Annotated in this window: 22 protein-coding genes and 1 tRNA gene; 14 read left to right on the top strand and 9 right to left on the bottom strand. The window is 73.5% G+C overall.

Going from position 1 to position 24,528, the window contains the following annotated elements; genetic code table 11:
• Positions 1-123: 123 nt before the first annotated feature.
• Complete coding sequence (locus ACZ6X9_RS02120) at positions 124-1,032, bottom strand: lysozyme (protein ID WP_469775996.1); 909 nt, start codon at positions 1,030-1,032, stop codon at positions 124-126.
• A 225-nt stretch (positions 1,033-1,257) separates the two neighbouring features.
• On the opposite strand from ACZ6X9_RS02120, the gene ACZ6X9_RS02115 reads away from it, so the two are divergent.
• Positions 1,258-1,752, top strand: coding sequence for a MarR family winged helix-turn-helix transcriptional regulator (locus tag ACZ6X9_RS02115; protein WP_469775995.1), 495 nt, complete (start codon positions 1,258-1,260; stop codon positions 1,750-1,752).
• Between the two features lie 274 nt (positions 1,753-2,026).
• Positions 2,027-3,274, top strand: a complete 1,248-nt coding sequence (locus ACZ6X9_RS02110; RefSeq protein ID WP_469775994.1) for a TolB family protein — start codon at positions 2,027-2,029, stop codon at positions 3,272-3,274.
• An 82-nt stretch (positions 3,275-3,356) separates the two neighbouring features.
• On the opposite strand, the gene ACZ6X9_RS02105 is transcribed toward ACZ6X9_RS02110, so the two are convergent.
• The gene (locus ACZ6X9_RS02105; RefSeq protein ID WP_469775993.1) at positions 3,357-4,130 is read right to left on the bottom strand and encodes a protein phosphatase 2C domain-containing protein; all 774 of its coding nucleotides are present in this window, start codon (positions 4,128-4,130) and stop codon (positions 3,357-3,359) included.
• A 354-nt stretch (positions 4,131-4,484) separates the two neighbouring features.
• Here ACZ6X9_RS02105 and ACZ6X9_RS02100 point away from each other — a divergent pair, with 354 nt between their 5' ends.
• Genes ACZ6X9_RS02100 through ACZ6X9_RS02080 form a run of 5 tightly spaced genes read left to right on the top strand, consistent with a single transcriptional unit; the run spans position 4,485 to position 9,923 of the window.
• Complete coding sequence (locus ACZ6X9_RS02100) at positions 4,485-7,043, top strand: sensor histidine kinase (protein ID WP_469775992.1); 2,559 nt, start codon at positions 4,485-4,487, stop codon at positions 7,041-7,043.
• A gap of 50 nt (positions 7,044-7,093) precedes the next feature.
• Positions 7,094-7,606, top strand: a complete 513-nt coding sequence (locus tag ACZ6X9_RS02095; RefSeq protein WP_469776620.1) for a roadblock/LC7 domain-containing protein — start codon at positions 7,094-7,096, stop codon at positions 7,604-7,606.
• Complete coding sequence (locus ACZ6X9_RS02090) at positions 7,603-8,004, top strand: DUF742 domain-containing protein (protein ID WP_469775991.1); 402 nt, start codon at positions 7,603-7,605, stop codon at positions 8,002-8,004. Before ACZ6X9_RS02095 ends, ACZ6X9_RS02090 begins: the two co-directional genes overlap by 4 nt.
• Positions 8,005-8,014: 10 nt before the next feature.
• On the top strand, positions 8,015-8,626 hold the full coding sequence (locus ACZ6X9_RS02085) for a GTP-binding protein (RefSeq protein WP_469776619.1): 612 nt from the start codon (positions 8,015-8,017) through the stop codon (positions 8,624-8,626).
• A gap of 31 nt (positions 8,627-8,657) precedes the next feature.
• A complete protein-coding gene (locus ACZ6X9_RS02080; RefSeq protein ID WP_469775990.1) occupies positions 8,658-9,923 on the top strand; it encodes a styrene monooxygenase/indole monooxygenase family protein in 1,266 nt (421 codons plus the stop codon).
• A 135-nt stretch (positions 9,924-10,058) separates the two neighbouring features.
• Here the strand turns inward: ACZ6X9_RS02080 and ACZ6X9_RS02075 are convergent, their stop codons facing one another.
• The 4 genes from ACZ6X9_RS02075 to ACZ6X9_RS02060 form a co-directional block, all read right to left on the bottom strand.
• Complete coding sequence (locus ACZ6X9_RS02075) at positions 10,059-10,739, bottom strand: hypothetical protein (protein WP_469775989.1); 681 nt, start codon at positions 10,737-10,739, stop codon at positions 10,059-10,061.
• Positions 10,740-10,838: 99 nt separating this feature from the next.
• Positions 10,839-11,144: a hypothetical protein gene (locus ACZ6X9_RS02070; protein WP_469775988.1), complete on the bottom strand. Its 306-nt coding sequence runs from the start codon at positions 11,142-11,144 to the stop codon at positions 10,839-10,841.
• Between the two features lie 43 nt (positions 11,145-11,187).
• The gene (locus ACZ6X9_RS02065; protein WP_469775987.1) at positions 11,188-11,910 is read right to left on the bottom strand and encodes a TetR/AcrR family transcriptional regulator; all 723 of its coding nucleotides are present in this window, start codon (positions 11,908-11,910) and stop codon (positions 11,188-11,190) included.
• Between the two features lie 42 nt (positions 11,911-11,952).
• On the bottom strand, positions 11,953-12,885 hold the full coding sequence (locus tag ACZ6X9_RS02060) for an AurF N-oxygenase family protein (protein WP_469776618.1): 933 nt from the start codon (positions 12,883-12,885) through the stop codon (positions 11,953-11,955).
• A 215-nt stretch (positions 12,886-13,100) separates the two neighbouring features.
• On the opposite strand from ACZ6X9_RS02060, the gene ACZ6X9_RS02055 reads away from it, so the two are divergent.
• Entirely contained in the window at positions 13,101-14,261 is a 1,161-nt protein-coding gene (locus tag ACZ6X9_RS02055) for a ferritin-like domain-containing protein (RefSeq protein ID WP_469775986.1), read from the top strand.
• A gap of 149 nt (positions 14,262-14,410) precedes the next feature.
• Entirely contained in the window at positions 14,411-15,226 is an 816-nt protein-coding gene (locus tag ACZ6X9_RS02050; protein WP_469775985.1) for a polysaccharide deacetylase family protein, read from the top strand.
• A 138-nt stretch (positions 15,227-15,364) separates the two neighbouring features.
• On the opposite strand, the gene ACZ6X9_RS02045 is transcribed toward ACZ6X9_RS02050, so the two are convergent.
• The 3 genes from ACZ6X9_RS02045 to ACZ6X9_RS02035 all read right to left on the bottom strand — a co-directional run bounded on the left by ACZ6X9_RS02045 (position 15,365) and on the right by ACZ6X9_RS02035 (position 19,013).
• Positions 15,365-15,437, bottom strand: a tRNA-Arg gene (locus ACZ6X9_RS02045).
• A 133-nt stretch (positions 15,438-15,570) separates the two neighbouring features.
• Positions 15,571-17,748 carry a penicillin-binding protein 2 gene (mrdA, locus tag ACZ6X9_RS02040; RefSeq protein ID WP_469775984.1) on the bottom strand — a complete coding sequence of 726 codons (2,178 nt, stop codon included), beginning with the start codon at positions 17,746-17,748 and terminating at the stop codon, positions 15,571-15,573.
• Between the two features lie 320 nt (positions 17,749-18,068).
• Positions 18,069-19,013 carry an arginase family protein gene (locus tag ACZ6X9_RS02035; protein ID WP_469775983.1) on the bottom strand — a complete coding sequence of 315 codons (945 nt, stop codon included), beginning with the start codon at positions 19,011-19,013 and terminating at the stop codon, positions 18,069-18,071.
• Positions 19,014-19,435: 422 nt separating this feature from the next.
• Between ACZ6X9_RS02035 and ACZ6X9_RS02030 the strand changes: the two genes are divergently transcribed.
• The 5 genes from ACZ6X9_RS02030 to ACZ6X9_RS02010 all read left to right on the top strand — a co-directional run bounded on the left by ACZ6X9_RS02030 (position 19,436) and on the right by ACZ6X9_RS02010 (position 24,522).
• Positions 19,436-20,146 carry a CmcI family methyltransferase gene (locus ACZ6X9_RS02030; protein ID WP_469775982.1) on the top strand — a complete coding sequence of 237 codons (711 nt, stop codon included), beginning with the start codon at positions 19,436-19,438 and terminating at the stop codon, positions 20,144-20,146.
• A gap of 47 nt (positions 20,147-20,193) precedes the next feature.
• The gene (locus ACZ6X9_RS02025) at positions 20,194-21,075 is read left to right on the top strand and encodes a CmcJ/NvfI family oxidoreductase (RefSeq protein ID WP_469775981.1); all 882 of its coding nucleotides are present in this window, start codon (positions 20,194-20,196) and stop codon (positions 21,073-21,075) included.
• A 36-nt stretch (positions 21,076-21,111) separates the two neighbouring features.
• Positions 21,112-22,065: a 2OG-Fe(II) oxygenase family protein gene (locus ACZ6X9_RS02020; RefSeq protein ID WP_469775980.1), complete on the top strand. Its 954-nt coding sequence runs from the start codon at positions 21,112-21,114 to the stop codon at positions 22,063-22,065.
• A gap of 100 nt (positions 22,066-22,165) precedes the next feature.
• On the top strand, positions 22,166-22,909 hold the full coding sequence (locus tag ACZ6X9_RS02015; protein ID WP_469775979.1) for a class I SAM-dependent methyltransferase: 744 nt from the start codon (positions 22,166-22,168) through the stop codon (positions 22,907-22,909).
• Positions 22,906-24,522 carry a long-chain-fatty-acid--CoA ligase gene (locus ACZ6X9_RS02010; protein WP_469775978.1) on the top strand — a complete coding sequence of 539 codons (1,617 nt, stop codon included), beginning with the start codon at positions 22,906-22,908 and terminating at the stop codon, positions 24,520-24,522. The genes ACZ6X9_RS02015 and ACZ6X9_RS02010 overlap by 4 nt, the downstream gene beginning before the upstream one ends.
• The last annotated feature ends 6 nt before the right edge of the window (positions 24,523-24,528 follow it).

Below are 24,528 nucleotides of genomic sequence, written 5' to 3'. Positions count from 1 at the left end.
GGCTGATCGCTTCCGGAGGGGGAGCCGTGCCCCCGGCGCCGATGTGCCGGGGGCACGGCCGTCGTTCGGACCAGGGCGGTGGCGGGTGCGCGGACCGGTCCTGGGCCGGGGTACGGGCCGGCGTCAGCCGTCGGCCAGCGCCTGGAGGCGGGACATCGAGCCGTTGAAGCGGTCGTGGTCCCCCACCACGGGGCCGGTGTCGGTGTACTGCCAGAAGGTGTGGAAGCTCCAGCCGGCCGGCAGCGTCCCGGCCGAGTCGGAGTAGCGCGGGATCCAGAGCGGGTTGACGGCGCCGAACCCGGCGTAGTCGCCGGTGCACCGCTGCCACCAGGCCGTGGAGGTGTAGAGGACGGCGTCGCGGCCGGTGCGCTGCCGGTAGGTGCGGAAGAACTCGGTCATCCAGTCGACCAGGGCGCCGGAGCTCATCCCGTAGCAGATGTCGCCGTACGGGTTGTACTCCATGTCGAGCACGCCCGGCAGCGTCCGGCCGTCGGCGGACCAGCCGCCGCCGTGGTCGGCGAAGTAGTTCGCCTGGGCGGCGCCGCCGGAGTGGTCGGGCAGCGCGAAGTGGTACGCGCCGCGGAGCATGCCGGCGTTGTAGGAGCCGTTGTACTGCTGGGTGAAGTACGGGTTGGTGTAGCCGGTGCCCTCGGTGGCCTTGACGTAGGCGAAGCGGACACCGGAGTTCCAGAGAGTGGTCCAGGCCACGTTGCCGTTGTGGCTGCTGACGTCCACGCCTTCGACGGAGGCGGTCAGCCGCGGTGGTTCGCCGCCGGTCGTGCCGCCCTCGTGGAGGCGGACGGTGGAACCCATCCAGTCGCGGTCCGGGTGGCCTGGGCGGGGTGGCGCGAAGCCGTCGCCCGCGGTGGCCGCCCGGGCGGTGCCGGGCAGGGCGGCGAGCAGGGCGAGGACGGCGAGGAGCGCGGTGAGGAGGGTGCGGGGGGTGAGGACTCCGCGACGGGCGTGAGGGGCTTGGCTGGTGTGAGGGTTGTGAGGGGTGTGGGGGGTCTGAGGGGAGAGTCGTGCGGACATGCTGCCTCCGGGACCTCGGTGGGGGAGGAACCGATCGGTGGGCGCCTGTTTGGCGCGGCCATGACATAGATATGGCACTCGACAAGCTACGCGGGTAGCGGCGCCGGGCGATAGGCCCCCGGGTTGCCGTCGTTGGTCTAATCCTGCGAAATACTGACGGAGCTGCGGCGTCCCGCCGCGACCCGGGCAAAGTTTCACGTACTGAAAAGCCGGAGAGGGCCCCACGTGCACCAGACCACCACGCCGCCTCCCGAGGAGGGCGGCACGGACCAGCGGACCGCCAGTGGTGAGGACCACTCGTTCCTCGCCCTGGAACGCGAGCTCTCCGTGTTCCTGCGCCGCGCCCGCGCCTCCTCGGGGGAGATGGCGCGCGAGGTCCACCCCGAACTCGAACCGGCCGCCTACGGTCTGCTGGTCCGGCTGGCCGACGCCGGCCGGCAGCGCGCCACCGACCTCGCCGCCTACTTCGGCGTCGGCAAGGCCACCATGAGCCGTCAACTGCGCGCCCTGGGCGAACTCGGCCTGGTCACCCGCACCCCCGACCCCGCGGACGGCCGCGCCTCGCTGGTCGCCCTCACCGAGGAGGGGCACGCCCGCTTCACCCGCGTCCGCGAGGCCCGCAGGGGCCAGTACATGCGCAAGCTCGCCGACTGGGACCGCGGCGAGATCGGGGAACTCGCCCGGCTGCTGCACCGGCTCAACACCAGCCTGGGCGGCTGACGGACCGGGCCCCTCGGGCCGCCGCGTCTTCGGCGGCCGGGGGACCGCGCGGGAAGCCGTACGGGACAGGGCCGTACGCGACCGAGCCGTACGGGACAGGGTCGTACGGCACAGGGTCGCACGGGATCGAGCCGTACGGGACAGGGCCGTACGCGACCGAGTCGTACGCGACCGCGCCCTACAGGACCGAGCCGTACGGAAAAGAGCGGATTGACCCGTCGGTGCGGACCGGGTTCCATCGAGCGGATCGAGCATCTGACTCCAGGGGGGAACCATGGGAACGAAGAGACGGCCGATCCTCGGACTGTTACCCGCCGCGGTCCTCGCCCTCGCCCTCACCGCGGCCGCCACTCCCGGCGCCCCGGCCGCCGGCGCCGGCCGGCCGCACCGGCCCGTCGTCCGGCCGGTCGGCACCTCCGCCGCCGGCGTTCCGGCGGGCGACGATGTCTCCGCCCCCGCCATCAGCGGCGACGGGCGGTACGTGGCCTTCTCCACCAAGGCCGGCAACCTCGTCCCCGGCGACGACAACGGCCTGGAGGACGTCTTCGTCAAGGACGTCCGGACCGGCGGGATCACCCGGATCGCCGCACCCGAACGGGGACCCGACCTCAGGGCGCGCGCCGTCGAGCCGTCCCTCGACGCCGACGGACGCCACGTCGCGTTCCGCTCGTTCGTCACCAAGTCGAACGACACCGTCCCCCCGACCTACTCCAGCCACATCCACGTGACGGATCTGCGGACCGGCCGTACGGAACGGGCCGACACCGATCTGACCGCCCCCGACGGCGGGGCCTCCCGCAACCCGGTCCTCGCCCGCGACGGCCGCTCGGTCACCTTCACCTCCGGCGAGAGCCTGCTCTCCCCCTGGGGCGACTACATTCCGGGCGCCCGGCTCTGGCGCCGCGACCTCGTCCACGGCCGCAGCGTCCTCCTCGCCTCCGCGCCCCGGGCCGCCGTCGAACGCCCCACCCTCGATCGGGACGGGCGTCGGCTCGTCTACGAGGACCGCTCGGGCGGTGTCTCCGGACGCTGGACGAGCCGGGTCCACGTCCGCGACCTGCGCACCGGCGCGGACCGGCGGATCGACCTGCCCTACGACGGCAGCGCGGACGAGGGGTGGGCCACGGACCCCTCGGTCTCCCCGGACGGTCGGTACGCCCAGTTCACCTCAAGGGCGCGCAACATGCTCCCGGGCGGCGCCCCCGGCGTCGCCTACGTGTACGTGCGCGACCTGCGCCACGGCACCCTCCGGCGGATCACCGCCGGGGGCGAGGGCCGGACGGCCGACGGGGAGTTCGCCGCCGGCGGCCGGCTGCTGGCCTTCACCGGCGCCGACGGGGTCCACCTCCGCGACCTGCGCACCGGCCGCACCCGACTGGTCAGCGGTGCGCCGGACGGCACACCGGGCGCCGGGACCGGTGACGCCCCCGCGCCCGACGCCCGCGGGGACGCGATCGCGTTCCGCTCCCGGGCCGGGCGCGGCGCTCGGGCGCAGGTCTACCTGGCGCTGTTGCCGGACTGACCGCCCGCCCGGGCCCGCCGGTCCGGCGTGTCCGGCAGCCGGTCCCGCGCCGCGGCCGACCACTCTCCAAAACGCCGGAAACCTAGAGCTCCGCGTACACCGCCGCCGCGTCGTCGTGGACCTTCCCCCGGCGGAAGAGGCGCCGTTCCGGGTCGGCCAGTTCCGCCGCCCGGACCCGGTCGACCAGGGCCCGTGGGCCGCTCTTGGCCAGAAGGGCGGCGCAGGCGGTCCAGTCGCCCTCGGCGAACACCTCCACCCAGCGGGCCGCGCCGTCGCTGAGCGCGGCGAGGGCGCGGACCCCGGTGCGCGGCAGGGCGCCGGTGACGGCCAGTTCGGCGACGGCCGGGTCGGCGGCGGCCGTGTGGAAGCCGCCCTCGGCGTTGCGGTGGGCGTCCGTCACCGGGCCGAGGGCGGCGAGCCGGGTGATCCGGTCGTCGAGTACGGCGGTCACGGCGCCGTCCGGGGCCTCCACCAGGAGGACGGAGTCGGACAGCACCAGGTACTCCACCCGCTCCTCGTCCCAGCGGGCCGCCACCACCGTGGCCTGCGGGGTGCGGCGGTGACCGAGATCACACCCGGCCCGGTGGGCGTCCGCGGTGCGGGTGATCGCGTCGGAGAGGCACTGGCGGAGCGTCAGTTCGCGCCGGGTGGCGCACAGTTCCAGGAGTGCGCCGCCCAAGCGCGCCGTGAACCAGGGAACGCCGTGCTCACAGCCGTCGTCGCCGTCCTGCGGCGGCGTCACGCCGTCCAGCAGCGCCAGCGCGCCGCCCCGCCCGGACGCGGGCAGGACCGCCGACACGAAGTCCTCGTTGGGCCGGGCCGGGTCGCCCGGCAGGGTGGCCAGCTCGATGCGCATGGGGCCAGTGTGCACGAGCCCGGATTTCCGCGGCGGTTGGCGCGCATCCTTCCGGCGGGCCGGTCGGTTTACCGGGTGGCGGTTGCCGGGGGCGGCGGACGCGGCGGACACGACACTTCCACCCACGGGTCGGGGGCGGCGTGCGGCCCGTGGACGATCGCGGCAACTTCCGGGACGGAACCCCACACCTTCGGGTGTGGCGGACGGATGACCGGCGCCCGCCCCGCTCCCGTGCTGACAAGGTCCAGTCAGCGCCAGGGGTGGGCGGGACCCAGACCGGACGAGAGCGGATTGTGAGCACCGGTGCGGAAGAAGCGGCTTCGGGGCGGGCGACGGGAGCGACAGACCACGGGGGTGCCGGAGGGCACCGCCCGCGCCCGCAACCGGCTCGTCCTCTCCGTCGCGACCGCCTCCCTGGCGGTCCTGGGCGCGGGCGCCCTGGGCGTCGCGGACGCCTACCGCGACGCGGCGGACACCGCGCGGCTGGTCCCCACGGCCAGGGCCGCGAGCGACGCCGTGCGCCTCGCCCACGAACTGGCGGACGAGCGTGACGCGGTCACCGAGTACGCGGCGGCCGGCCGCGGCCCCGTACCGGCCGCCCTCGCGGCCCTGCGTGCCCGGACGGACCGGCGGCTCGGCGCCTTCCTCACCTCGGCGACGACGCGGACCGGGCTCCCCGGCGCCGTCCGCACCCGGCTCGACGGCCTGGCCGGCGAGCGGCGCACCGCCCTCACCGGCTCCGCCGACCCGCTGACCGTCTTCCGCGCCTACACCTCCACGGTGCAGGCGCTGCACGGCGTCGCCGGCACCCTCGCGGCCCGACTGCCCGAACGGGCCGGGACCGGCGACGGCGAGGCCGTGGGGCTGCTCGGCCGCGCGGTCGAGGAGGCGTCCGCCACCCGCGGGCTGCTCCTCGCCGCGTACGCCGCCCGGGGCCAACGGCCGGAACTGGCCGCCGCCGCCCAGCAGACCGACACCCGCGAGCGCGCCGCCCGCGCCGACTTCGCCCAGCTCGCCCCGGCCAAGGCCCGTGACGCCTACACCCGGGCGGTGAGCGGCCCGGAGGTCTCGGCCGCCGAGTCCCGGCTGCCCGCCCTCGTCGCCGGCGAGAAGGTGGCCGACCCCGGGCCGGTGCGCGCCCTGCTGACCACCCGCCTCGACCGGATGCGCGGTGTCGAGTCCGACCTCGCCACCGCCGAGGCCGCCCACTTGGCTCGGGTCCACGAGCGGGACATGACGGCCTTCCAGGTCCGCGCGGGGCTGGTCGCGCTGTGCTTCGCCGCCGCCCTGCTCGGCGGCGTCCGGGCCACCCGTTCGCTGACCCGGCCGCTGGCCGCGCTCCGGCAGGGCGCCCGCCGGGTCTGCGCCGACCCCGGGGCCACCGAGCCGGTCGCGTTCAAGGGCCGCGACGACGAGTTCGCCGAGATCGCCCGCTCGGTCAACGTCCTGCACGGCACCGTCGTCCGGCAGCGGGAGCGCATCACCCTGCTGGACGCCGAGCGCGCCCGGCTGGACGCCGCCCGGCAGGACCTCGCCGACGAGCGCGACGCGCTGCGCGCCCGCGACCGGGACCGCGAGGAGCGCCTCGCCGGCCTCGCCGGACGGGCGCACGGCACCTGTGCCAGCCTGTCGCTGCGCACCCTCGGCCTCGTCGAACGGCAACTGACCGTCATCGAGGCGATGGAGGCCCACGAGGCCGACCCCGACCGCCTCGACGTCCTCTTCAAGCTCGACCACCTCGCCACCCGCATGCGCAGGCACAGCGAGAACCTGCTGGTCCTGGCCGGCTCCGAGCACGTCGGCGGCCATGCGGGGACGGTCCCGCTGCTGGACGTGCTGCGCGCCGCCGTCAGCGAGATCGAACGGTACGAGCGGGTCCGCATCCACTCCCTCCCGGCCCGCTCCCAGCTCGCCGGCTTCGCCTCGGACGACATCAGCCACCTGGTCGCCGAACTCCTGGAGAACGCCACGGCGTTCTCGCCACCGGACGTGCCCGTGCAGGTCTCCGGCTGGCTGCTGGAGAACGGCGACGTGATGCTGTCCGTCCAGGACGAGGGCATCGGCATGGCACCCGACCGGCTGGGACAGCTCAACTCCCTGCTGGCGCAGGCCGATCCGGAACCCCCGGGCGTGGCTCCCGGCGCGGGCCCGGCGGCCCACCCGGACGACTCCGTGATGGGCCTCGGCCTCTACGTCGTCGCCCGGCTCGCGGCCCGGCACGGCGTCCGCGTCCAACTGCGCGAGCAGCGGCCCGGCGGCATCACGGCCGTCGTGGTGCTGCCCGCCCGGCTGCTGCCCGCGGCGCCGCCGGCCGTCGCCGACCCAAGGACCACGCCCCCCGTGCCGGGCACCTCGACCGCGCCGCGGGTGCAGATGCCGGGTGTCGCCGCCGAGGCCAACGCGCACGTGCTGCCGGGGCGTTCGCGGCGGATGGCGGGGTTCGCGCCGCAGCCGGAGGCCTCCGGGCCGCCGGACGACGCGACCATCCGACTGATCGTCCCCGAGCGGGGCGCCGCCCCGGCCGTCCCGCCCGAGGTACGCCCCCTCACCCCGGAGGGCCGTCCCACCGTGCCCGCCCAGGCGGGCGGCGGCCGGCACGCCCGGCCGGCCGGACCGGAGCCGTACCCGCAGGGCGCGCCGGACCGGCCGGACCCGTACCAGGGCGAGCTCACCGACACCGGGCTGCCCAAGCGCACCCCGCGCACGGTGCCGCAGCCCCCGCCCGTCCAGCGGGTGCGCAAGGGCGTGGACGCGGAGGCGCTGCGGGCCAGGCTCGCCGGGTTCCAGCAGGGGGCGCGGGAGGGACGGCGCGACGTCGAGCAGGAGCTCGCGGGGCGTGATGGTGACCGGCGCCGGGCGGCGGCGCCGCACGCAGGTGGTGACGTCGGCGATGTCGAGGAGGCACGCGGTTGACTGCATTTTCCCGGGGGGCGACCCCCGTCACCCCCGTCGGCACCCCCGGAATGCCCGGCGCCCCCGGGGTCCCCGGTACGCCCGGAATCCCCGGCGGCGTCGGCTACGGACTGAGCCATGAGGCACGCAACCTCCAGTGGCTGCTGACCGATGTGGTCGAGGAGGTGCCCGGCGTCCGCTCCGTGGCGGTCGTCTCCTCCGACGGCCTGCTGCTGCTCTCCTCCGAATCGGGGCAGCGGCCGGACGGCGGTGGTCCGGTGGACGGTCCACGGCACTCCACCGCCGACCTGGCGACGATCGTCGCCGGCCTCGGCAGCCTCACCACCGGGGCGGCGTCCCTGATGGACGGGGGCACCGTCAAACAGACCATGGTGGCCATGGAGGAGGGCAGCCTGTTCGTCATGACCATCAGCGACGGCTCGCTGCTGGGCGTCCATACGGCCCCGGACTGCGACATGAGCGTCGTCGCCTACCACATGGCCCTGTTCGTCGGCCGTGCCGGACACGTCCTGACCCCCGAACTCCGGCGCGAACTACGCCAGTCGGTGGAGACGATCGGATGACCGGGGGCTGCGCCGTACCCGCCCCGGCCCCCGCTCTCCCGCCCGCGCGCCGGGGCCGGACGGCCCGGGTGCGTCCGTACTCGGCCGCGGGCGGACGGGCCCCCTGCGGACACGTGCTCCAGGTGGAGACGTTCGTGCAGACGCACGAGCGGCGGGCCGGGGACGCCGGGGCCGGCCGGCTGGTCCCCGAGGAGGGCGCCATCGTCGGCCTCTGCCGCGGACTGCGGGCCGTCGCCGAGGTCTCCGCCCTGCTGAGGATGCCGCTGGGAGTGGTCCGCGTCCTCCTCGGCGATCTGGTGGACCAGGGAAGAATCCGCGTCTACGGCCCCGGTCACGGCACCGGCCGGCCCGACCGCGCGCTGCTCGAAAGGGTCCAGTGTGGACTTCGCAGGATCTGAGCCGGAGACGATAGCGGGCCCCGAACCCGTACGGGAGCGTCCGCAGCACGCCCCGGACGGCCGGACCCGGGCCCCCTCGGCCACGAAGATCGTGGTCGCGGGCGGCTTCGGCGTGGGCAAGACGACGTTCGTGGGCTCGGTCTCGGAGATCACCCCGCTGCGCACGGAGGCCGTGATGACGGTCGCCGGCGAGGAGGTGGACGACGCCGTCGCCGTCCCGGAGAAGGCGACGACCACCGTCGCCATGGACTTCGGCCGGATCACCCTCGAACCGGACCTGGTCCTCTACCTGTTCGGCACCCCGGGCCAGCAGCGGTTCTGGTTCATGTGGGACGACCTGGTACGCGGCGCCATCGGGGCCGTGGTCCTGTGCGACACCCGCCGGCTCGCGGACTGCTTCCCCGCCCTCGACTACTTCGAGAGCAGCGGACTGCCCTACATCGTCGCCGTCAACCACTTCGAGGGGACGCCCCGGCACGAGGTCGGGGAGGTCAGGGAGGCACTGTCGCTGGCCGCCGACATCCCGGTGCTGATCATGGACGCGCGGGAGCGCAGCACGGTCGTCGACTCGCTGCTGACCCTCGTCGGCCGCGCCCTCGACGTCACCCCCGAAACGCGCTGACGGCGCGCGGCGGGGACCGGGGGAGGAAAGCATGCGACGCGTCCTCATCGTGGGCGCCGGCCAGGCCGGACTCCAGTTGGCCCTCGGCCTCCAGGCCCGGGACTACGACGTGACGCTGCTCTCCAACCGCACCCCCGACGAGATGCGCGCCGGCCGGGTCACCTCCACCCAGGTCATGTTCGGCACCGCCCTCGGGCACGAGCGCGAGCTCGGCCTCGGCTTCTGGGAGGACCGTGCCCCGCCCGTCGAGGGGGTCGGGTACTCCGTGGCCGGCCCGCCGCACCCCGCCGCGGCCCCCGGCGGGCGGGTGCGGCGCATCGTCGACTGGGTCGGCCGACTGGACGCGCCCGCCCGCTCCGTCGACCAGCGGCTGAAGATGGCCGGCTGGCTGGAAACCTTCGCGGCGCGCGGCGGACACCTGATCCTGCACGCCGCCACCGTCTGCGACCTGGACTTCCTCGCCCACCGTTACGACCTCGTGCTGGTCGCCGCCGGCAAGGGCGAACTGGTCTCCCTCTTCGACCGCGACCCGGCCCGCTCCCCCTGCACCGCGCCCCGGCGCTGCCTCGCCCTGGCGTACGTCCACGGCCTGGGGCCGCGCCCCGAGCACCCCGGGTACGACGCGGTCCGCTGCACCCTCGTGCCCGGCGTCGGTGAACTGCTGGTGATCCCCGCCCTGACCCTCTCCGGCCGCGCCGACATCCTCTTCTGGGAGGGCCTCCTCGGCGGCCCCCTCGACGTCTTCGGCACCGGCGAGGGCCCGGGCGAGCACCTGGCCCGGATGCTCGAACTGATCGAGCGGTACGCACCCTGGGAGTACGGCCGTGCCACCCAGGTCGAACTCACCGACGCCGGCGCCACGCTGACCGGCCGCTACACCCCCGTCGTCCGCGACCCCGTCGGCCGGCTCCCCTCCGGGGGCCTCGTCCTCGGGATCGGCGACGCGGTGGTCGTCGACGACCCGGTCACCGGGCAGGGCGCCAACTCGGCGGCCAAGTGCGCGGCGGTGTGCCTCGCGGCAATCACCGAGCGGGGGGACGGGCCGTTCGACGAGGCGTGGATGCGCTCGGTCTTCGACCGCCATTGGACGGCGGCCGGCCACCATGCCACCCGCTGGACGAACGCGATGCTCGCGCCGCTGCCGCTGCATGCTCAGCGCCTGATCGGGGCCGCTTCCACGCTGCAGCCCGTCGCCGATCGCTTCGCCAACGGGTACGACGATCCGTCGGATTTCGCGGAGTGGTTCTACGAGGAGGAGCGGGCGGAGGCGTACCTGCGGGAGGTGGGTGGGGGGTGAGGGTGCCCCGGTTCCTCCCCCAGAGGGGGGACCCCCACTTTTACCGTTTCCCGGGGCTGCGCCCCAGACCCCGCTTTTCGCGGCTTCGCCGCTCGTCCTCAGACTCCTCCAGAGGGGGCACCCCCAACGGGCTGATTAGGGCGCCCGATCCAGCCCGTTGGGGGTCCCCCTCTGGGGAAGGGACCGGGGCACCCCACCACCCGGCGCCCCAAGCGCCGCCAGCTCCCCGTCCGTCAGTCCGGCCAGCAGCCGCTCCACCTCGTCCAACCCCCGTCGCGCCCCCTCCCGTCGCCGGTCCCGCTGGTCCGCCAGCGTCATCTGAGCGTCCAGCGCCACCCGGGCCCGCCGTGCGACGACCTCCGCCCGCGCGGCGGACGACGCGAGCCGCGACAACACCCCGGCACGCCAAGCCGCCGCCCGCTCGGTCTCATGCCGCCGACGCAGCGCGGCCCCCGGGTCGGCGGTCAGCAGAAAGGTGACGGCGGGCGGCAGCCCACCCGCCCCCTCCCGGTACTGCTCCCGCGCCAGCGCTCCCGCCTCGTCACGACTCCGAGCGAGGGCGACACGCGCCACGGCCAGATCCTCCGCGGCCCGGTCGGCCGCCGCGCGCTCCCGCCGCAGTGCCGGCCCCGCCGCCTCGTACTCCTTCGTGGCCGCCTCGGCCTGCCGGTAGAGCGTCCGCAGCCGCGTGAGCAGGGCGCCGACCGACCGGTCACCGGCAGGGGGGTCGGGTGGTCCCCCGGGCGGCGGTGCCGCCGACACGACGGCGGCGGCCAGCGCCAAGGCGCAGCAGCAGCGCACCAGCCGTCCTGACACGGGTTCACCTCCAGGGGCGATCGTGTCACGGACCGGTCGTACTTTTAGGACATCCGGGGCGGAACCGCCCGAGCCGCACACCGTCCGGACGACGGCCCGTCACCCGGACGGCGGCTGCTCGCTTCCGGCGTCGGGCGCGGGCCGGGGCCGCGACCACGGCCACCGGATGCCGCCGCTGCGCCGCCCCTCCGGGTCGTGGACGTACTTCCAGCCCCGCGGCAGCCCCAGCCGCCGCGTCACCCCGGCCTGGACCCGCCGGTAGACCAGCACGGTGGGCGGCCCGCCGGCCGCGTCCGGCACCGGGACCTCGTAGACCTTCGGCGGGTGTCCGGTCGGTCCCAGCAGTACCGGCAGTACCCGCCCGTCCAGGGGCCCGCCCTCGAAGGGCACTTCTTCGCTTCGCACCGTACGAGCGTACGTTCGCCCCGGCGGCCCCGCCCGCCCACGCTCAGAGCAGGTGTCCCGCCTCGGCGAGCACCGGGCCCAGCCGCCGTACCAGCCGCGTCACCACGCCGTCGGCGGGTTCCAGCGCGAGGGCCGCCCGCGCCACCCGGGCCGTCTGTTCGTCGCTCGCCGCGGTGGTGAGCAGCAGCGCCACGAAGTGGTCGACCAGCCAGTCCCGCAGTTCCTCGACGGGGGGCCGCTTCCCCTCGTCCAGCCAGGTCAGCGACGCGCCCTCGACGGCGGCTATCCACGTCCTGACGGTCATCCGCAGCCGGACCCCGGGCTCCGGCACCTGGAGGTGGGCGAGGATCTGCGCGGCGGCGGCGCGGCGCACCTCGTCCACGATCGCCCCGGTCCGCGACGTCTCGACGACGCTGCCGCCCTGGAGGAGCGCGCCGAAGCCGGCCGCGTGCCCGTCGACGAAGGCGAGGTAGCGGTCGAGGGCGGCGGCCAGCCGGCCGGTCAGCGGGCCGGTCTGCGGCTCGGCGAAGCACAGCTCCAGCTCGTCCGCCGCGGTGCGCAGCGCCGCCTCGTACAACTGGGGCTTGCCGCCCGGGAAGTAGCGGTAGACCAGCGGCCGGGACACCTGGGCCGCCGCCGCCACGTCGTCGAGGGAGACGTCCTCGGGCGGGCGCCGGGCGAACAGGCCGAGCGCGGCGGTGATCAACTGGGCGCGGCGCTGGGCGACGCCCAGCCGCCGGTAGGAGGTGGTTCCGCTGCCGGTCATGCAGGGCAGGGTACGGCAGCTCCCCGAACGGGTGCGGACCGCTCAGGCCAGCAGGCCCGAACTGCGCCACAACCGGCGCCCTGGCCCCCGCAGCACCCCGATCTCCCCGAGGAAATCGGTCAGCCGCTTGGCACCCGCCTGCATCACCTCGCGCCGGTGCCCGCTCGCCCGCACCTGGGCGACCGCCTCGCGCCGGTCGAGGCCGACGTTGGTGTAGACGGCCGGGTTGACGAAGGCGACGGAGAAGACGCGGGCGGCCTCCCCGCAGGTGAGCCGGGTGAGCTCGGCCTCCCAGCGCGGGCAGGTCTTCATCTGGCGGCGCAGTTCCTCCCGGGCGTACCGGACGTGCCGTGCCTCCTCGACGACGTGGATCCGCGTCACGCCGCGCACCAGGGGCTGCACCCGCTCGTCGGGGAACGTCAGCCGCTGCATGTAGTCGAGGATCTCCTCGCCGAGCAGGGTGCAGGCGAACGAGCCGGGCGTGGTGGAGATCGTCTTCAAGATGCGGGCGAGGTTGTGGTGCAGGCGGGCGACGGGGTACGTCGGGGCGCCGCCGTGCACGATCATGCGGGCGAACATCTTGGAGTGCCGGCACTCGTCGGCTATCTCGGTCAGCGCGTACCGGACGTGCGTGCTGGTGACCGGCTTGTCGTAGATGTGCCGGACGAGCAACTGCATCAGGATGATCTCGAACCAGATGCCCAGCGAGGCGAGCGAGGCGGCCTCGTGCCGGGAGAGCTCCATGCGCTGTTCCTCGGACATCCGCCGCCACAGCGGCGTCCCGTAGAGGGAGACCAGCTCCGGGGGCCAGTACCACTTGCCCTCCTCGGGCGGGGCGTCCCAGTCGAGTTCGGTGTCCGGGTCGAAGGAGTGTCTGGCCGAGGACTCCAGCAGCCGTCGGGCGATCTGCTCGCGATCCTTGAGCGGCCCGAACGCGTCGCGGAGCGCGGGTCCGGCCGTGCCGGCCGGCGTCATCGGGTCTGCTGCCATGCCTGATCCCACCTCAGTTGCGGGTTACCCGGGGTTACCTGCTTATAAGACTGCGTGTCAGCAAGCGCGTCAAGACCCCCGGGCGCCCCTGCCGCCCCGGATGACGCGAACCGGCTCTGACGATTGACCGACGGTCAAACGCCGTGTGAGCCTGCCCACAGTGGCGAGCCGCGAGAGACCGGGAGTGAAGGAGGCGTCCGATGGCGACGCGACAGCTCTACGCGCACGAGCCCGACCAGCCGCTGTGGGAGATCCCCGCGAGCGGCGCCGCCCGTTTCGGCTGGGAGTACGCGGAGGGCCGGGAGCGGCTCCTCGCGCTCTACCGGAAGGGCAAGGACAAGCAGTGGGACGCCGACAAGCGCATCGACTGGGACCTGGAGGTCGACCCCTACGACCCGCTCGGCGTCCCCGACGAGAACATGCTGGTGTACAACACCCCCTACTGGGAGCGGATGAGCGAGGCGAACCGCCGCGACATGCGCCGCCACTTCGCCGCCTGGCAGTTCAGCCAGTTCCTCCACGGCGAGCAGGGCGCGCTGGTGTGCGCGAGCCGGATCACCGAGTCGGTGCCCGACCTGGACGCCAAGTTCTACTCCGCCACCCAGGCCATGGACGAGGCCCGGCACGTGGAGGTCTACGGGCGCTTCCTGCACGAGAAGATCGGGATGCTCTACCCCGTCGACACCAGTTTGCAGGCGCTCCTCGGGGACACCTTGCGGGACTCCCGCTGGGACATGCCCTACCTCGGGATGCAGGTCCTCATCGAGGGGCTGGCCCTCGCCGCCTTCGGCATGCTGCGCGACTTCACCGAGAAGCCGCTGCCCAAGCAGATCCTCACCTATGTGATGCAGGACGAGGCCCGGCACGTCGCCTTCGGCCGGCTCGCGCTGCGCGACTACTACGCGGAACTCACCGACGCCGAGCTGCGCGAGCGCGAGGAGTTCGTGATCGAGGGCTGTCACCTGATGCGGAACCGGCTGCGCGGGGAGGAGGTGCTCACCGACTTCGGCATCCCGGTCGCGGAGGCGGTGGAGCTGAGCGAACGGTCCGATTTCATCCGGGGTTTCCGGAAGCTGATGTTCAGTCGGATCGTCCCCTGCGTCAAGGACATCGGACTGTGGGGTGAACGTCTCCGGCGGGCCTACGTCGACCTGGGCGTCCTCGACCTGGGCGACGCCAGTCTGGACCGGCTGATGGCGCAGGACGAGGAGCTGGCGGAGCGGCTCGACGCCCGGCGGTTCGCCGCCGAGGAGGCCACGCGCGTCAACGAAGTGGCCCGAGTGATCGCGGAGGGCGAAGCGCCGGACGTGAAGGAAGAAGTCATTCCGCGAGAAGATGGCGGAGGAAAGCCGGAAGAGTGACCGCCGTACGGTGATTGAGGACGTCTCAGGCGCGTGAGCGCCTGCTTTGTCACTGTTTTGTGAGCGATACCGCATAACGGAACGGCATGCGGTACAAGCACGTCTTCGCGGGCAGGGAACAGACAGGCGTGCGAGGGAGTGGATCGTTCATGACGCGAACTACCGGGCGGAGGCGGCACATCGCGGTGGCGGCCGGGTCGGGCCTCGCGCTCGCCGCGGTGATACTGGGGTCGGTGGCCATGGCCAACCAGGCGTCGGACGGCGGCGGGAGCACGCACGTCGCCGCCGACGCCAAGAGCCCCTCGGAGAAGGCGCCCCGGGAGCGGGGCAAGGCCGCCGAACCCGACGCGGGCGGGCCGGTGTCGGAGGAGATCTCGCACGACAGCGAGACCCCCGGCAAGGTCGTCAACATCACCATCGACGACGGCCCCGACCCCGTCTGGACGCCCAGGGTGCTGGACCTGCTGCGGCGGAACGACGTCAAGGCGACGTTCTGCATGATAGGTCCGCGCGCCAAGGAGTACCCGTCCCTCGTCAAGAAGGTCGTCGCGGAGGGGCACCGGCTCTGCGACCACTCCATGGACCACAACACGGCCATGGACAAACGCCCCGAGTCCTACCAGGCGAGCCAGATCCTCGACGCCCAGAAGCTGATCGAGGAGGCCGCCGGCGACGGCGTGAAGGTGCGCTACTACCGCGCCCCCGGCGGCGCCTTCACGCCGTACAGCCGCAAGGTGGCCGCCGCCCACGGGATGCGTCCGCTCGGCTGGCAGGTCGACAGCCGCGACTGGCAGCGCCCGGGCACCGCCCGCATCGTCGCCAACGTCAAGCGGGAGGTCCCCAACGGGCCGACCATCCTGTTCCACGACGCCGGCGGCGACCGCAGCCAGACCATGGCCGCGATGGAAGAAACGCTTCCGTGGCTGAAGGGGCAGGGGTACGGCTTCGGCTTCCCGAAGATCTGAGCCGCACCGCCGGGCCGCCGGATCGCGCCGGGCCTCCGGGCCCGGCCCCGGGCTCCGGCTCGGTCTCGGGCTCGGGCTCGGGCGTACGCGGAAACGGGAAAGGGCCCGCTTCGACTGGACGAAGCGGGCCCTTTGCTGTGCGCTCGGCAGGATTCGAACCTGCAACCTCTTGATCCGTAGTCAAGTGCTCTATCCGTTAAGCTACGAGCGCGGGCTTGCGATAAATACTCTACATGCCCCGCGGACCCCCGATGACCAGGTCAGGGGGGTGCCGGGAAAAGAAATCCTGTGACGGTCGCCACTTTCCCTTGCGGCCGGCCCGGAATTCCGGGCCGGGGCGTCCCTCAATCGCGCCGCCCGCGTCCCGGGCCCGGTGCCCCGGCGGCCGGCGGTGCCGTGTCGTCCCGGTCCTCCGGCCGGTACTTCCCGGTCTTCGGTTCCGCGATCGTCCCATCCGCGTTGATCTTCGGCAGGGCCTTCTGCGGCGTCGGCAGCAGGGCCTTCCCCGGATCGACCGTGCCCTTCGCGGTGACGCCGTACAGCGCGTTGTAGATGTTGCGCACGGCGGGGGCGGAGGCACCGGAGCCGGTGCCGCCCTGCGCGATCGTCATCACGACCGCGTAGTCGTCGCTGTACGTGGCGAACCACGAGGTCGTCTGTTTGCCGTAGACCTCCGCCGTGCCCGTCTTGGCGCGCAGCGGGATCCGGTCCTGCGGCCAGCCGCCGAAGCGCCAGGCGGCCGAGCCGCGGGTGACGACGCCCGCCAGGGCGCGGTCCATGTCGTCGCGCAGTCGCTTGGTCACGGGCAGTTTCCCGCGCGCCTTGGGGGCGAGCTCCCGCACCTTCTTCCCGTCCGGACTGATGACCGCCTTGCCGATGCTGGGGGTGTACAGCGTGCCGCCGTTGGCGAGGGCGGCGTAGACGCTCGCCATCTGCACCGGGGTGACCAGGGTGTCGCCCTGGCCGATGGAGTAGTTCACGGAGTCGCCGGCGCGCAGCAGGTTGCCGCCGTGGCAGTTGTCGTAGGCGATCCGCTCGGTGTAGCCGCCGTCCTTCTTCCCCTGCTTGCACCAGGCGTCCTTGTTGGCCTCCCAGTACCGCTGCTTCCAGCGGCGGTCGGGGACCCGGCCGGGGACCTCGTTCGGCAGGTCGATCCCGGTGGTCTTGCCGAGCCCGTACTCGTGGGCCGTCCGGTAGAACCAGTCGCCGGCGCCGCGCTTCCCCCTGAGCCCGCCGTCCGCGCGCCACTCGTCGTGGGCGAGCCGGTAGAAGACGGTGTCGCAGGACACCTCCAGGGCGCGTCCCAGGGAGATCGGGCCGTGGTTCGCGGACTCGAAGTTGGTGAAGGTCTGGCTCCCGATCCGGTACGCGCTCGTGCAGTCGTAGGGGCCTTCGTAGGAGTGCCCGGCGTTGACCGCGGCCGTGGTGGAGACCACCTTGAAGATGGAGCCGGGCGCCGACTGGCCCTGGATCGCCCGGTTGAGCAGCGGGTGGTGGGAGTCCTCGCCGGTGAGCGCGCGGTAGTCGGCGGCGGAGATCCCGCCCACCCAGGCGTTCGGGTCGTAGGCGGGGGCGGAGGCCATGGCCACCACACGGCCCGTCCTCGCCTCCATGACCACGACGGAGCCGGAGTCCGCCTTGTAGTTCTCGCCGGTGTTGTGGTCCCACTCCTTGCGCGCGGCCTTCATGGCCTCGTTCAGCTCGTACTCGGCGACCCGCTGGACGCGGGCGTCGATGCTGGTGACGAGGTTCGAGCCGGGCACGGGCGGGTCGCTCTCGGCGGTGCCGACGACCCGGCCCAGCTTGTCGACCTCGTGCCGGGTCACCCCGGCCCTGCCGCGCAGCACCGCGTCGTACTGCCGCTCCAGGCCGGAGCGGCCGATCATGTCCGAGCGGAGGTAGGGCGAGTCGGTGTCCTTGGCCCGCTGGACCTCCTCGTCGGTGACGGGGGAGAGGTAGCCGAGCACCTGCGCGGTGTTGGCCTCGCCGGGGGCGGGGTAGCGGCGCACCGCCGTGGGCTCGGCGGTGATGCCCGGGAACTCCTCGGCGCGCTCCCGGATCTGGAGCGCCTGCCGGGTGGTGGCCTTGTCGGTGATGGGGATCGGCTGGTAGGGAGAACCGTTCCAGCAGGGCCGGGGCGTCTTGGCGTCACACAGCCGGACCTTCGCCGTGACCTCCTTCGGGTCCATGCCCAGCAGCCCGGCGAGCCGGGTCAGCACCGCCTTGCCGCGGTCCTTCGCCTTCGACAGCTCGGTGCGGGACGCGGTGACGACGAGGCGGCTCTCGTTGTCCGCGAGCGGGACGCCGCGCGCGTCGAGGATCGAGCCCCGGACGGCCGGCTGGACGGACCGCTGGACCCGGTTGCCGGTCGCCTCCGCGGCGTACTCGTCCCCCTTGCGGATCTGGAGGTACCAGAGCCGTCCGCCCAGGGTCAGGAGGAGCGAGAAGACGAGGATCTGGACGACGACGAGCCGTATGCGTATTCGCTGTGTCCGGCCACCGGTCTCCGGAATGTTGGTCACGCGCCATCCCTCTGCTGTGCCGTCGAGGGGGCGCTCGCCACCCGGCCCTCCCGCCTTCCCGTGCGGCGCGCACGCCGTGGGAGAGGGCGCGGACGGGGCCGGGAGTGCCCCGGTGCCCACCGGCCCCGCCCGGACGCGGCCACGGCGGAAGTGCGGTGCGGATGCGCGGCGTTCCCCCCACTGGAACCGAACAGTCGTACCAGGTGCAGAGCTTAGGCGACGCTTCCCGCGTACCGCAGCCCGGGATCACGTCAACTTCGCGGTCGGCGCCGTGGAGCCCGCCGGCCGCCGGCCCGTTCCCGCCGCAGGGCTTCCCGGCGCTACGGCAGGACGTCCCGGACGGCGCCGGTGGTGTAGGCGCGGGCGTACTGGTGGAGCAGCTCCGCCCCGACCTCCGCGGCCAGGACCGACGCGGTGCCGCCGCGGTCGTCGAGCGGCGCGGCCTCCACGACGTCGAAGCCGACCGGTCCGAGGTCGCCGACGCAGCGGAGCAGGGAGAGGACCTCGCGCGAGCCGAGGCCGTCCGGTGCCGGCGCGGCCGTGCCGGGGGCGACGGCGGGACCGGACGCGCCGATGCCGACCGAGACGTACAGCGGCCGGAAGCCGATCCGTTCACGGATGAGGTCGGTGGTGCCGCGCACCCCCAGCTCGCCGAACTCCCCGGCCGTCACCACCCGGACGCCCCGGTCGCGGGCCCGGCCGGCCGCGTCCGGCCGCGTCGCCGGCCCCCGGCCGCCGACCCGGACCGTCGCGGCGGGATCGACGAGCCGTTCGTCGATGCCGTGCCGGAACGGCGTGCTCCGCGGGTACCGGCCGGCCGGGCCGGCGTCGCACCGGGCCTCGAGGAGCACCAGGGCGACCGGGCCGTGCTGTTCGGCCACCGCGCGCAGGGCGGCCACGGTCAGCGCGTGGTCGCCGCCCAGCATCAGGAAGGCGGCGTTGGTCCGCAGCAGCGTTCCCAGGCGCCGCTCGGCCGCCAGGATGGCCAAGTCCACGTCCGGCGGCGCGAGATCCATGTCCCCGGCGTCCACACAGGTGATCAGGTCGAGGAGACCGCGGCCGGCCCCCGCCCCGCGCGCCGCACGGGACGCGGTGCGGACGCTCCCCGGGCCGAACCGGGCGCCGGGCGGCCGGCCGGTGCCGCCGTCGTGGGGCGCTCCGACGACCACGACGTCGTACCCCCGGGGGAACCGGACGTGCGGCAGGCGCATGAAGGTGGGGAACGGCGCGTGATCGGGCGGGACGCGCGGATTGATGCACTCCAACGGTTTCCGCTTCCTCTCCTGGGAGTTCGGTGACGGCCGGGGCGCGGGCTTCCGGGGATCCTGGCAGAACCCTCTCTTCACGCCCTCTCCGGGAGGTATCGGCGGCGATGGTGCGGAGAGCGGACGGATGGTGGGGATTCGGCCGGAATTACCGGCGGAGCCGACGGCGCGGCACCCGGCCGGAAAGGCCGGATTTCCCGCGCGGCGTCGGAACGGCGGGCCCCGGCGCGCCTTCCGGCCCGGAAACGGCCCGCATTTCCCCGCGTCTTCCGGGAATCCCGCAAGATCGTCCGGAGAGAGCCCGGAGAGGATCCCAAGAGGACCGCCCCATAGGCTCGACAAGCCCGATCACCCCGGAACACCGTATCCGTTTCGCCACCACGGCACCGGAAAGACTCCGGGAATTCACGAGGGAGAAGCGCGTGAACGACTACTCCAGTACGGAGTTCCTGGACCTGAACACCTTCCGCGGACTGGGAGAGGACCCGGCATACCACCCCCCGGCCCTCACCGGCCGGCCGCGCGACTGGCCGCTGGACCGCTGGGACGAGGCGCCGCGCGACCTCGGCTTCCCGGACTTCGCCCGCTACCAGTGGCGGGGTCTGCGGATGCTCAAGGACCCGGACACCCAGGCGGCCCTCCACGACCTCGTGTACGAGCTGCGCCCGCGCACCATCGTCGAACTGGGCGTGTACAGCGGCGGATCCCTCGTCTGGTTCCGTGACCTGACCCGGCTCATGGGCATCGACTGCCAGGTCGTCGGCATCGACCGGGACCTGTCCCGCTGCCGCATCCCGGAGAACGAGATGACGGGCATCTCCCTCCGCGAGGCCGACTGCTCCGACCTGAAGACCTTCGAGCAGCTCCGCGAACTGGCGCACCCGCTGCTTTTCATCGACGACGCCCACGCCAACACGTTCAACATCATGAAATGGGCGGTCGACCACCTCCTCGAAGCGGGCGACTATTTCGTCATCGAGGACATGATTCCGTACTGGCACCGGTACAGCCCCAAGCTGCTGACCGAATACCTCGCGACGTTCCGCGACGTCCTGACCATGGACATGGTGTACGCCAACACGAGCCCGCAACTGGACCGCGGAGTCTTCCGCCGGACGTCGCACGGACTGTAACCCCGGCGGCCGGTGACGTTTCCGCGGACGGGAAAGGAGGTGCGGTCGTGCCGACCGTGTCGGGTCTCCTGAACTACAGCGCGCCCCTGACACCGGAGGGACGGACCGACGACTGGTGCGTCGACGCCGTGTCCCGGGCCCCCGAGGTGGTCCTCAACTTCCGTATGGACCCCGTCGAGACGGTCGTCACCGACCTGCGCGACGGCGGCCCGCGGCCGGCGCTGGACGTCACGGGCTTCGAGAAGGCCGACGTCCCCACCCGCGCCGGACAGCGGGACCTCGCCGAGGGCGCGGAATCGGCCCTGGAGCGGTACCGGCGGGAGACCGCCGAGCTGCTGACGGCGCTCACCGGCGCCGACGACGTGCGGTTCTTCGACGCCACGATCCGGCGGAAGGGCGGGGAGGGCCCGGCGGGCCCGTTCCAGGAGTCCCCGCACCTGCGGGTGCACGTGGACCAGACCCCGCGCAGCGCCCGGGCCCGCGCCGAGCTGCACACCGGCCCCGGACGGCCGTTCCGCAGGTTCCAGATCGTCAACGTCTGGCGCCCGCTCCTCGCGCCCGTCCGCAACTACCCGCTCGCCGTCTGCGACTACCGGTCGCTGGACCTCGCGGCCGACCTGGTGGCGACCCGACTGGAGTTCCCCGCGTGGCTCAAGGACCGCGAGACCTACTCCGTGCGGCACAACCCCCGCCACCGGTGGCACCACTGGAGCGCGCTCACACCGGACGAGGCCATCGTCTTCAAGTGCTACGACAGCGCGAGCCGCGGCCTGGCGGCCGCCGGTGACGACGCGGAACACGCCGGCCGGGACGGCCTCCGCGAGATCGCCGGCCTCGTCCCGCACACGGCCTTCCGCGACCCGGACGGGCCCGCCGACGGACCACTGCGCACCTCCCTGGAGCTGCGCGCCGTGCTCTACCACCACTGATCTGCACCGAGGAACCGCGAAAGGGAGCAGGGGGACATGCAGGACACGACGGTACCGCTCTTCAGCCTCGCCGCACTGCGGAAGGGGGACGGCCTGGACGCGTTCCGCACGTGCGTGACCGGGACCGGGGTCTTCTACCTCACCGAGTACGGCGTCACCGAGGCGGACCACCAACGGGCCACGCGCACGGCGACCGACTTCTTCGAGCGGGGCACCCCGGAGGAGAAGAAGGCCGTGACCACCGACGTCCCCACCCTGCGCCGCGGTTACTCCGCGCTGGAGGCCGAGAGCACCGCCCAGGTGACGAAGACCGGCAGTTACACGGACTACTCCATGTCGTTCTCGATGGGCGTCGCGGACAACCTCTTCCCCTCGCGGGCCTTCGAGGACGTATGGACGGACTATTTCCGCCGGCTCCGCACCGCCGCCGAGGACACCGCACGGGTCGTCCTGGAGACGTGCGGGACGCACGGCGGGGACACCCCGCCCACCGGTACCGCCGACCCGCTCCGGGACACCGACCCCGTCCTGCGGCTGCGCTACTTCCCCGAGGTGCCCGAGGACCGCGCGGCCGAGCGGGAACCGCGCCGGATGGCGCCGCACTACGATTTGTCCCTGGTCACCCTGATCCACCAGACCCCGTGCGCCAACGGCTTCGTGAGCCTCCAGGCGGAGATCGACGGCACCATGGTGGACCTGCCGCACGTGCCGGAGGCGGTGGTCGTGCTCTGCGGCGCCATCGCCCCGCTGGCCACCGGCGGCGCGGTGCCCGCGCCCCGCCACCACGTCGCCTCGCCGGGCGCGGACCAGCGTGAGGGCAGCGACCGCACGTCGAGCGTCTTCTTCCTGCGCCCCTCGACCGACTACACCTTCTCGGTCCCCGAGGCGCGGGCCTACGGCCTCGACGTGAGCCTGGACGCCGAGACCGCGACGTTCGGCGACTGGATCGGCACCAACTACGTGACCATGCACGCCGCCCCCCGCGCCTGACCCCGCACCGCCCCTTCCGGCCCGTCCCCCTGCGCCCTTCTTCTCTTCCCCCCTTCCCTGTCCGGCCCAGCCACGCCTTCCCCACGCCGAGGAGACACCCATGGAACACCGGTCCGACGCCGTCTTCGCCAAACCCTCGATCTTCCGGGAGGGCATCCGGGAGTACGCGGAACGCTCCTCCTCGCCGGTCTCCGCCGAACTCGCGGAGATCGCCGAGGAGACCACCCGCGCCACCCCCGAGTGGGCGGACATCTCCACCACCGCCGTCCAGGCGACCTTCCTCCAGATGCTGATCTCCACCGCCGGCATGCGCCGCGTGCTGGAGGTGGGCACCTTCACCGGCCACGGCACCCTCGCCATGGCGGCGGCCCTCCCCGACGACGGCGAGATCCTCACCATCGACAGCTACGTCGCCGACAAGCGGACGCAGGACGTGGCCTCCAAGGCGTTCGAGCGCAGCTCCCACGGGCACAAGATCAAGCCCGTGCTGGACGACGCCCTCTCCGCCCTCCAGGAGGTCGAGGGCGACTTCGACCTCATCTTCATGGACGCGGACAAGCCCAACTACATCTCGTACTTCGAGACCATCCTGGCCCGCCGCCTCCTCCGGCCCCGCGGCCTCCTGGTCATCGACAACACCCTCTGGGGCGGCGAGGTCCTCAACCCGCGCACCCTGCCCCCGGCCGACGAGGCGAGCAGCGGCGAGGAGTGGGTGGAGCGCATGTTCGCCAACTGGGCCCACGACGTCGTCAAGTTCAACCGGCACATCGCCGAGGACCCGCGCGTGCGCACCGCCGTGCTCACCGTCCAGGACGGCATGACCCTCGTCCAGCTCGCGTCGTGAGCGGGCAGGGCGGCATCGGCCTCTCGGTGGGCATGCTGCTGCGGCGCGCCGTCGCCGTGGCACCCGGCAAGGAGATCCGCGAGACGGACGTCGCCGGGCGCACCGGGGGAACGTCCTGGAGCGTGCTGCGGGACCACGTCCTGCGACTGGTCGGCGCCCTCGGGCAGCGGCTCGGCATCGAACCGGGCGCCTCGGTGGCCACGTTCGCCTGGAACAGCACGCGCCACCTCGAATGGTTCTTCGGTGCCCCGATGGCGGGCGCCGTCCTGGTCCCGGTCAACGTCCGGTTCTCGGACGAGCAGATCGAGTGGGTCGTCACCCACGCGAACGCCCGGGTGATGGTGGTCGACGCCTCCCTCACCTGGCGGCTGGCGGAGATCCTGGACCGGCTCGGCACGGTACGGGAGTTCGTCGTCGTCCCGGACGGCGGCGAGGCGCACCCCGCGTTCGCCGACGCGGTCCGCCACGACGACCTGCTCGCCGGGTCCGAGCCCGTCGAGCCGCGCGACGTGGCGGAGAACCGGACCGCCTGCGTGTGCTACACGGGCGGCACCACCGGGCGGCCCAAGGCCGTGGCCCACTCGCACCGGTCCCTGGTCCTGCACTCGCTGGCCGTGTGCGCGGCCGACGCCTACGCGGTCCGCGAACCGGACGTGATCCTCCCGCTGACACCGCTGTTCCACGCCGTCGCCTGGGGGCTGCCCTACGCCGCCGCGCTGGCCGGCGCGGGCCTGGTGTTCACCGGGCCGCACCTGGAGCCGGAGTCCATCGCGGCGACCCTGGAGCGGGAAGGCGTCACCCTGTCGGCCGGCGTGCCCACCTTCTGGCTCGCCCTCGACGAACTCGATCCGCCCGCCTCGGTGTTCGCCTCCGTCGAGCGCGTCATCTGCGGCGGCTCGGCGATCCCCGCCGGCCTGGTCCGCCGGTACGCCGACCGGGGCGTGACCATGCAGCAGGGGCTCGGCATGACGGAGAACATGGCGCTGGTCGCCCTGACCAACGTCCGCAGCGTGCACGCCGCCCAGCCCCTCGAGAAGCAACTGGAACTGCACCACACCCAGGGCCTGGCGGCGCCCGGCGTCGAACTGCGGTTGGTCGGCGAGGACGGCGAGGCGCTGCCCCACGACGGCGTCACCCAGGGCGAACTGGAGATCCGGTCGCTCTGGGGCGCGACCCGCTACGGGACCCCCGACGACGAGACGCCCGGCGCCGACGCCACCGGCTTCCACGACGGCTGGGTGCGCAGCGGCGACATCGCCACCATCGACCCGGACGGCTACATCAGGATCACCGACCGCGCCAAGGACCTGATCAAGTCCGGCGGAGAGTGGATCAGTTCCATCGAGGTGGAGTCCGCGCTCATGGACCACCCCGGCGTCCGCGAGGCGGCCGTCGTCGCGGTGCCGGACGCCCGCTGGCAGGAACGCCCGCTGGCCGTCGTGGTGGCCCGCCCCGGCGCCGAGCCGACCGCCGACGACCTGCGGGCCTTCCTCCTCGGCCGGCTGACGAAGTGGTGGGTGCCCGACCGCTTCGTGTTCGTCCCGGAACTCCCGCGGACGGCCACCAACAAGTTCGACAAGAAGGCACTGCGCAGCCGCTACGCGGACCACTGACGCGCG

It is taken from the genome of Streptomyces sp. NPDC052910, assembly GCF_055585605.1.
This window is presented reverse-complemented; position numbering and strand designations above follow the sequence as displayed.

Bases quoted from the DNA above. Each gene is read 5' to 3' on its own strand.
- ACZ6X9_RS02120 (WP_469775996.1), bottom strand. From the start codon at position 1,032: ATGTCCGCACGACTCTCCCCTCAGACCCCCCACACCCCTCACAACCCT.
- ACZ6X9_RS02110 (WP_469775994.1), top strand. From the start codon at position 2,027: ATGGGAACGAAGAGACGGCCGATCCTCGGACTGTTACCCGCCGCGGTC.
- ACZ6X9_RS02105 (WP_469775993.1), bottom strand. From the start codon at position 4,130: ATGCGCATCGAGCTGGCCACCCTGCCGGGCGACCCGGCCCGGCCCAAC.
- ACZ6X9_RS02095 (WP_469776620.1), top strand. From the start codon at position 7,094: ATGCCCGGCGCCCCCGGGGTCCCCGGTACGCCCGGAATCCCCGGCGGC.
- ACZ6X9_RS02090 (WP_469775991.1), top strand. From the start codon at position 7,603: ATGACCGGGGGCTGCGCCGTACCCGCCCCGGCCCCCGCTCTCCCGCCC.
- ACZ6X9_RS02080 (WP_469775990.1), top strand. From the start codon at position 8,658: ATGCGACGCGTCCTCATCGTGGGCGCCGGCCAGGCCGGACTCCAGTTG.
- ACZ6X9_RS02065 (WP_469775987.1), bottom strand. From the start codon at position 11,910: ATGACCGGCAGCGGAACCACCTCCTACCGGCGGCTGGGCGTCGCCCAG.
- ACZ6X9_RS02060 (WP_469776618.1), bottom strand. From the start codon at position 12,885: ATGACGCCGGCCGGCACGGCCGGACCCGCGCTCCGCGACGCGTTCGGG.
- ACZ6X9_RS02055 (WP_469775986.1), top strand. From the start codon at position 13,101: ATGGCGACGCGACAGCTCTACGCGCACGAGCCCGACCAGCCGCTGTGG.
- ACZ6X9_RS02050 (WP_469775985.1), top strand. From the start codon at position 14,411: ATGACGCGAACTACCGGGCGGAGGCGGCACATCGCGGTGGCGGCCGGG.
- ACZ6X9_RS02020 (WP_469775980.1), top strand. From the start codon at position 21,112: ATGCAGGACACGACGGTACCGCTCTTCAGCCTCGCCGCACTGCGGAAG.
- ACZ6X9_RS02015 (WP_469775979.1), top strand. From the start codon at position 22,166: ATGGAACACCGGTCCGACGCCGTCTTCGCCAAACCCTCGATCTTCCGG.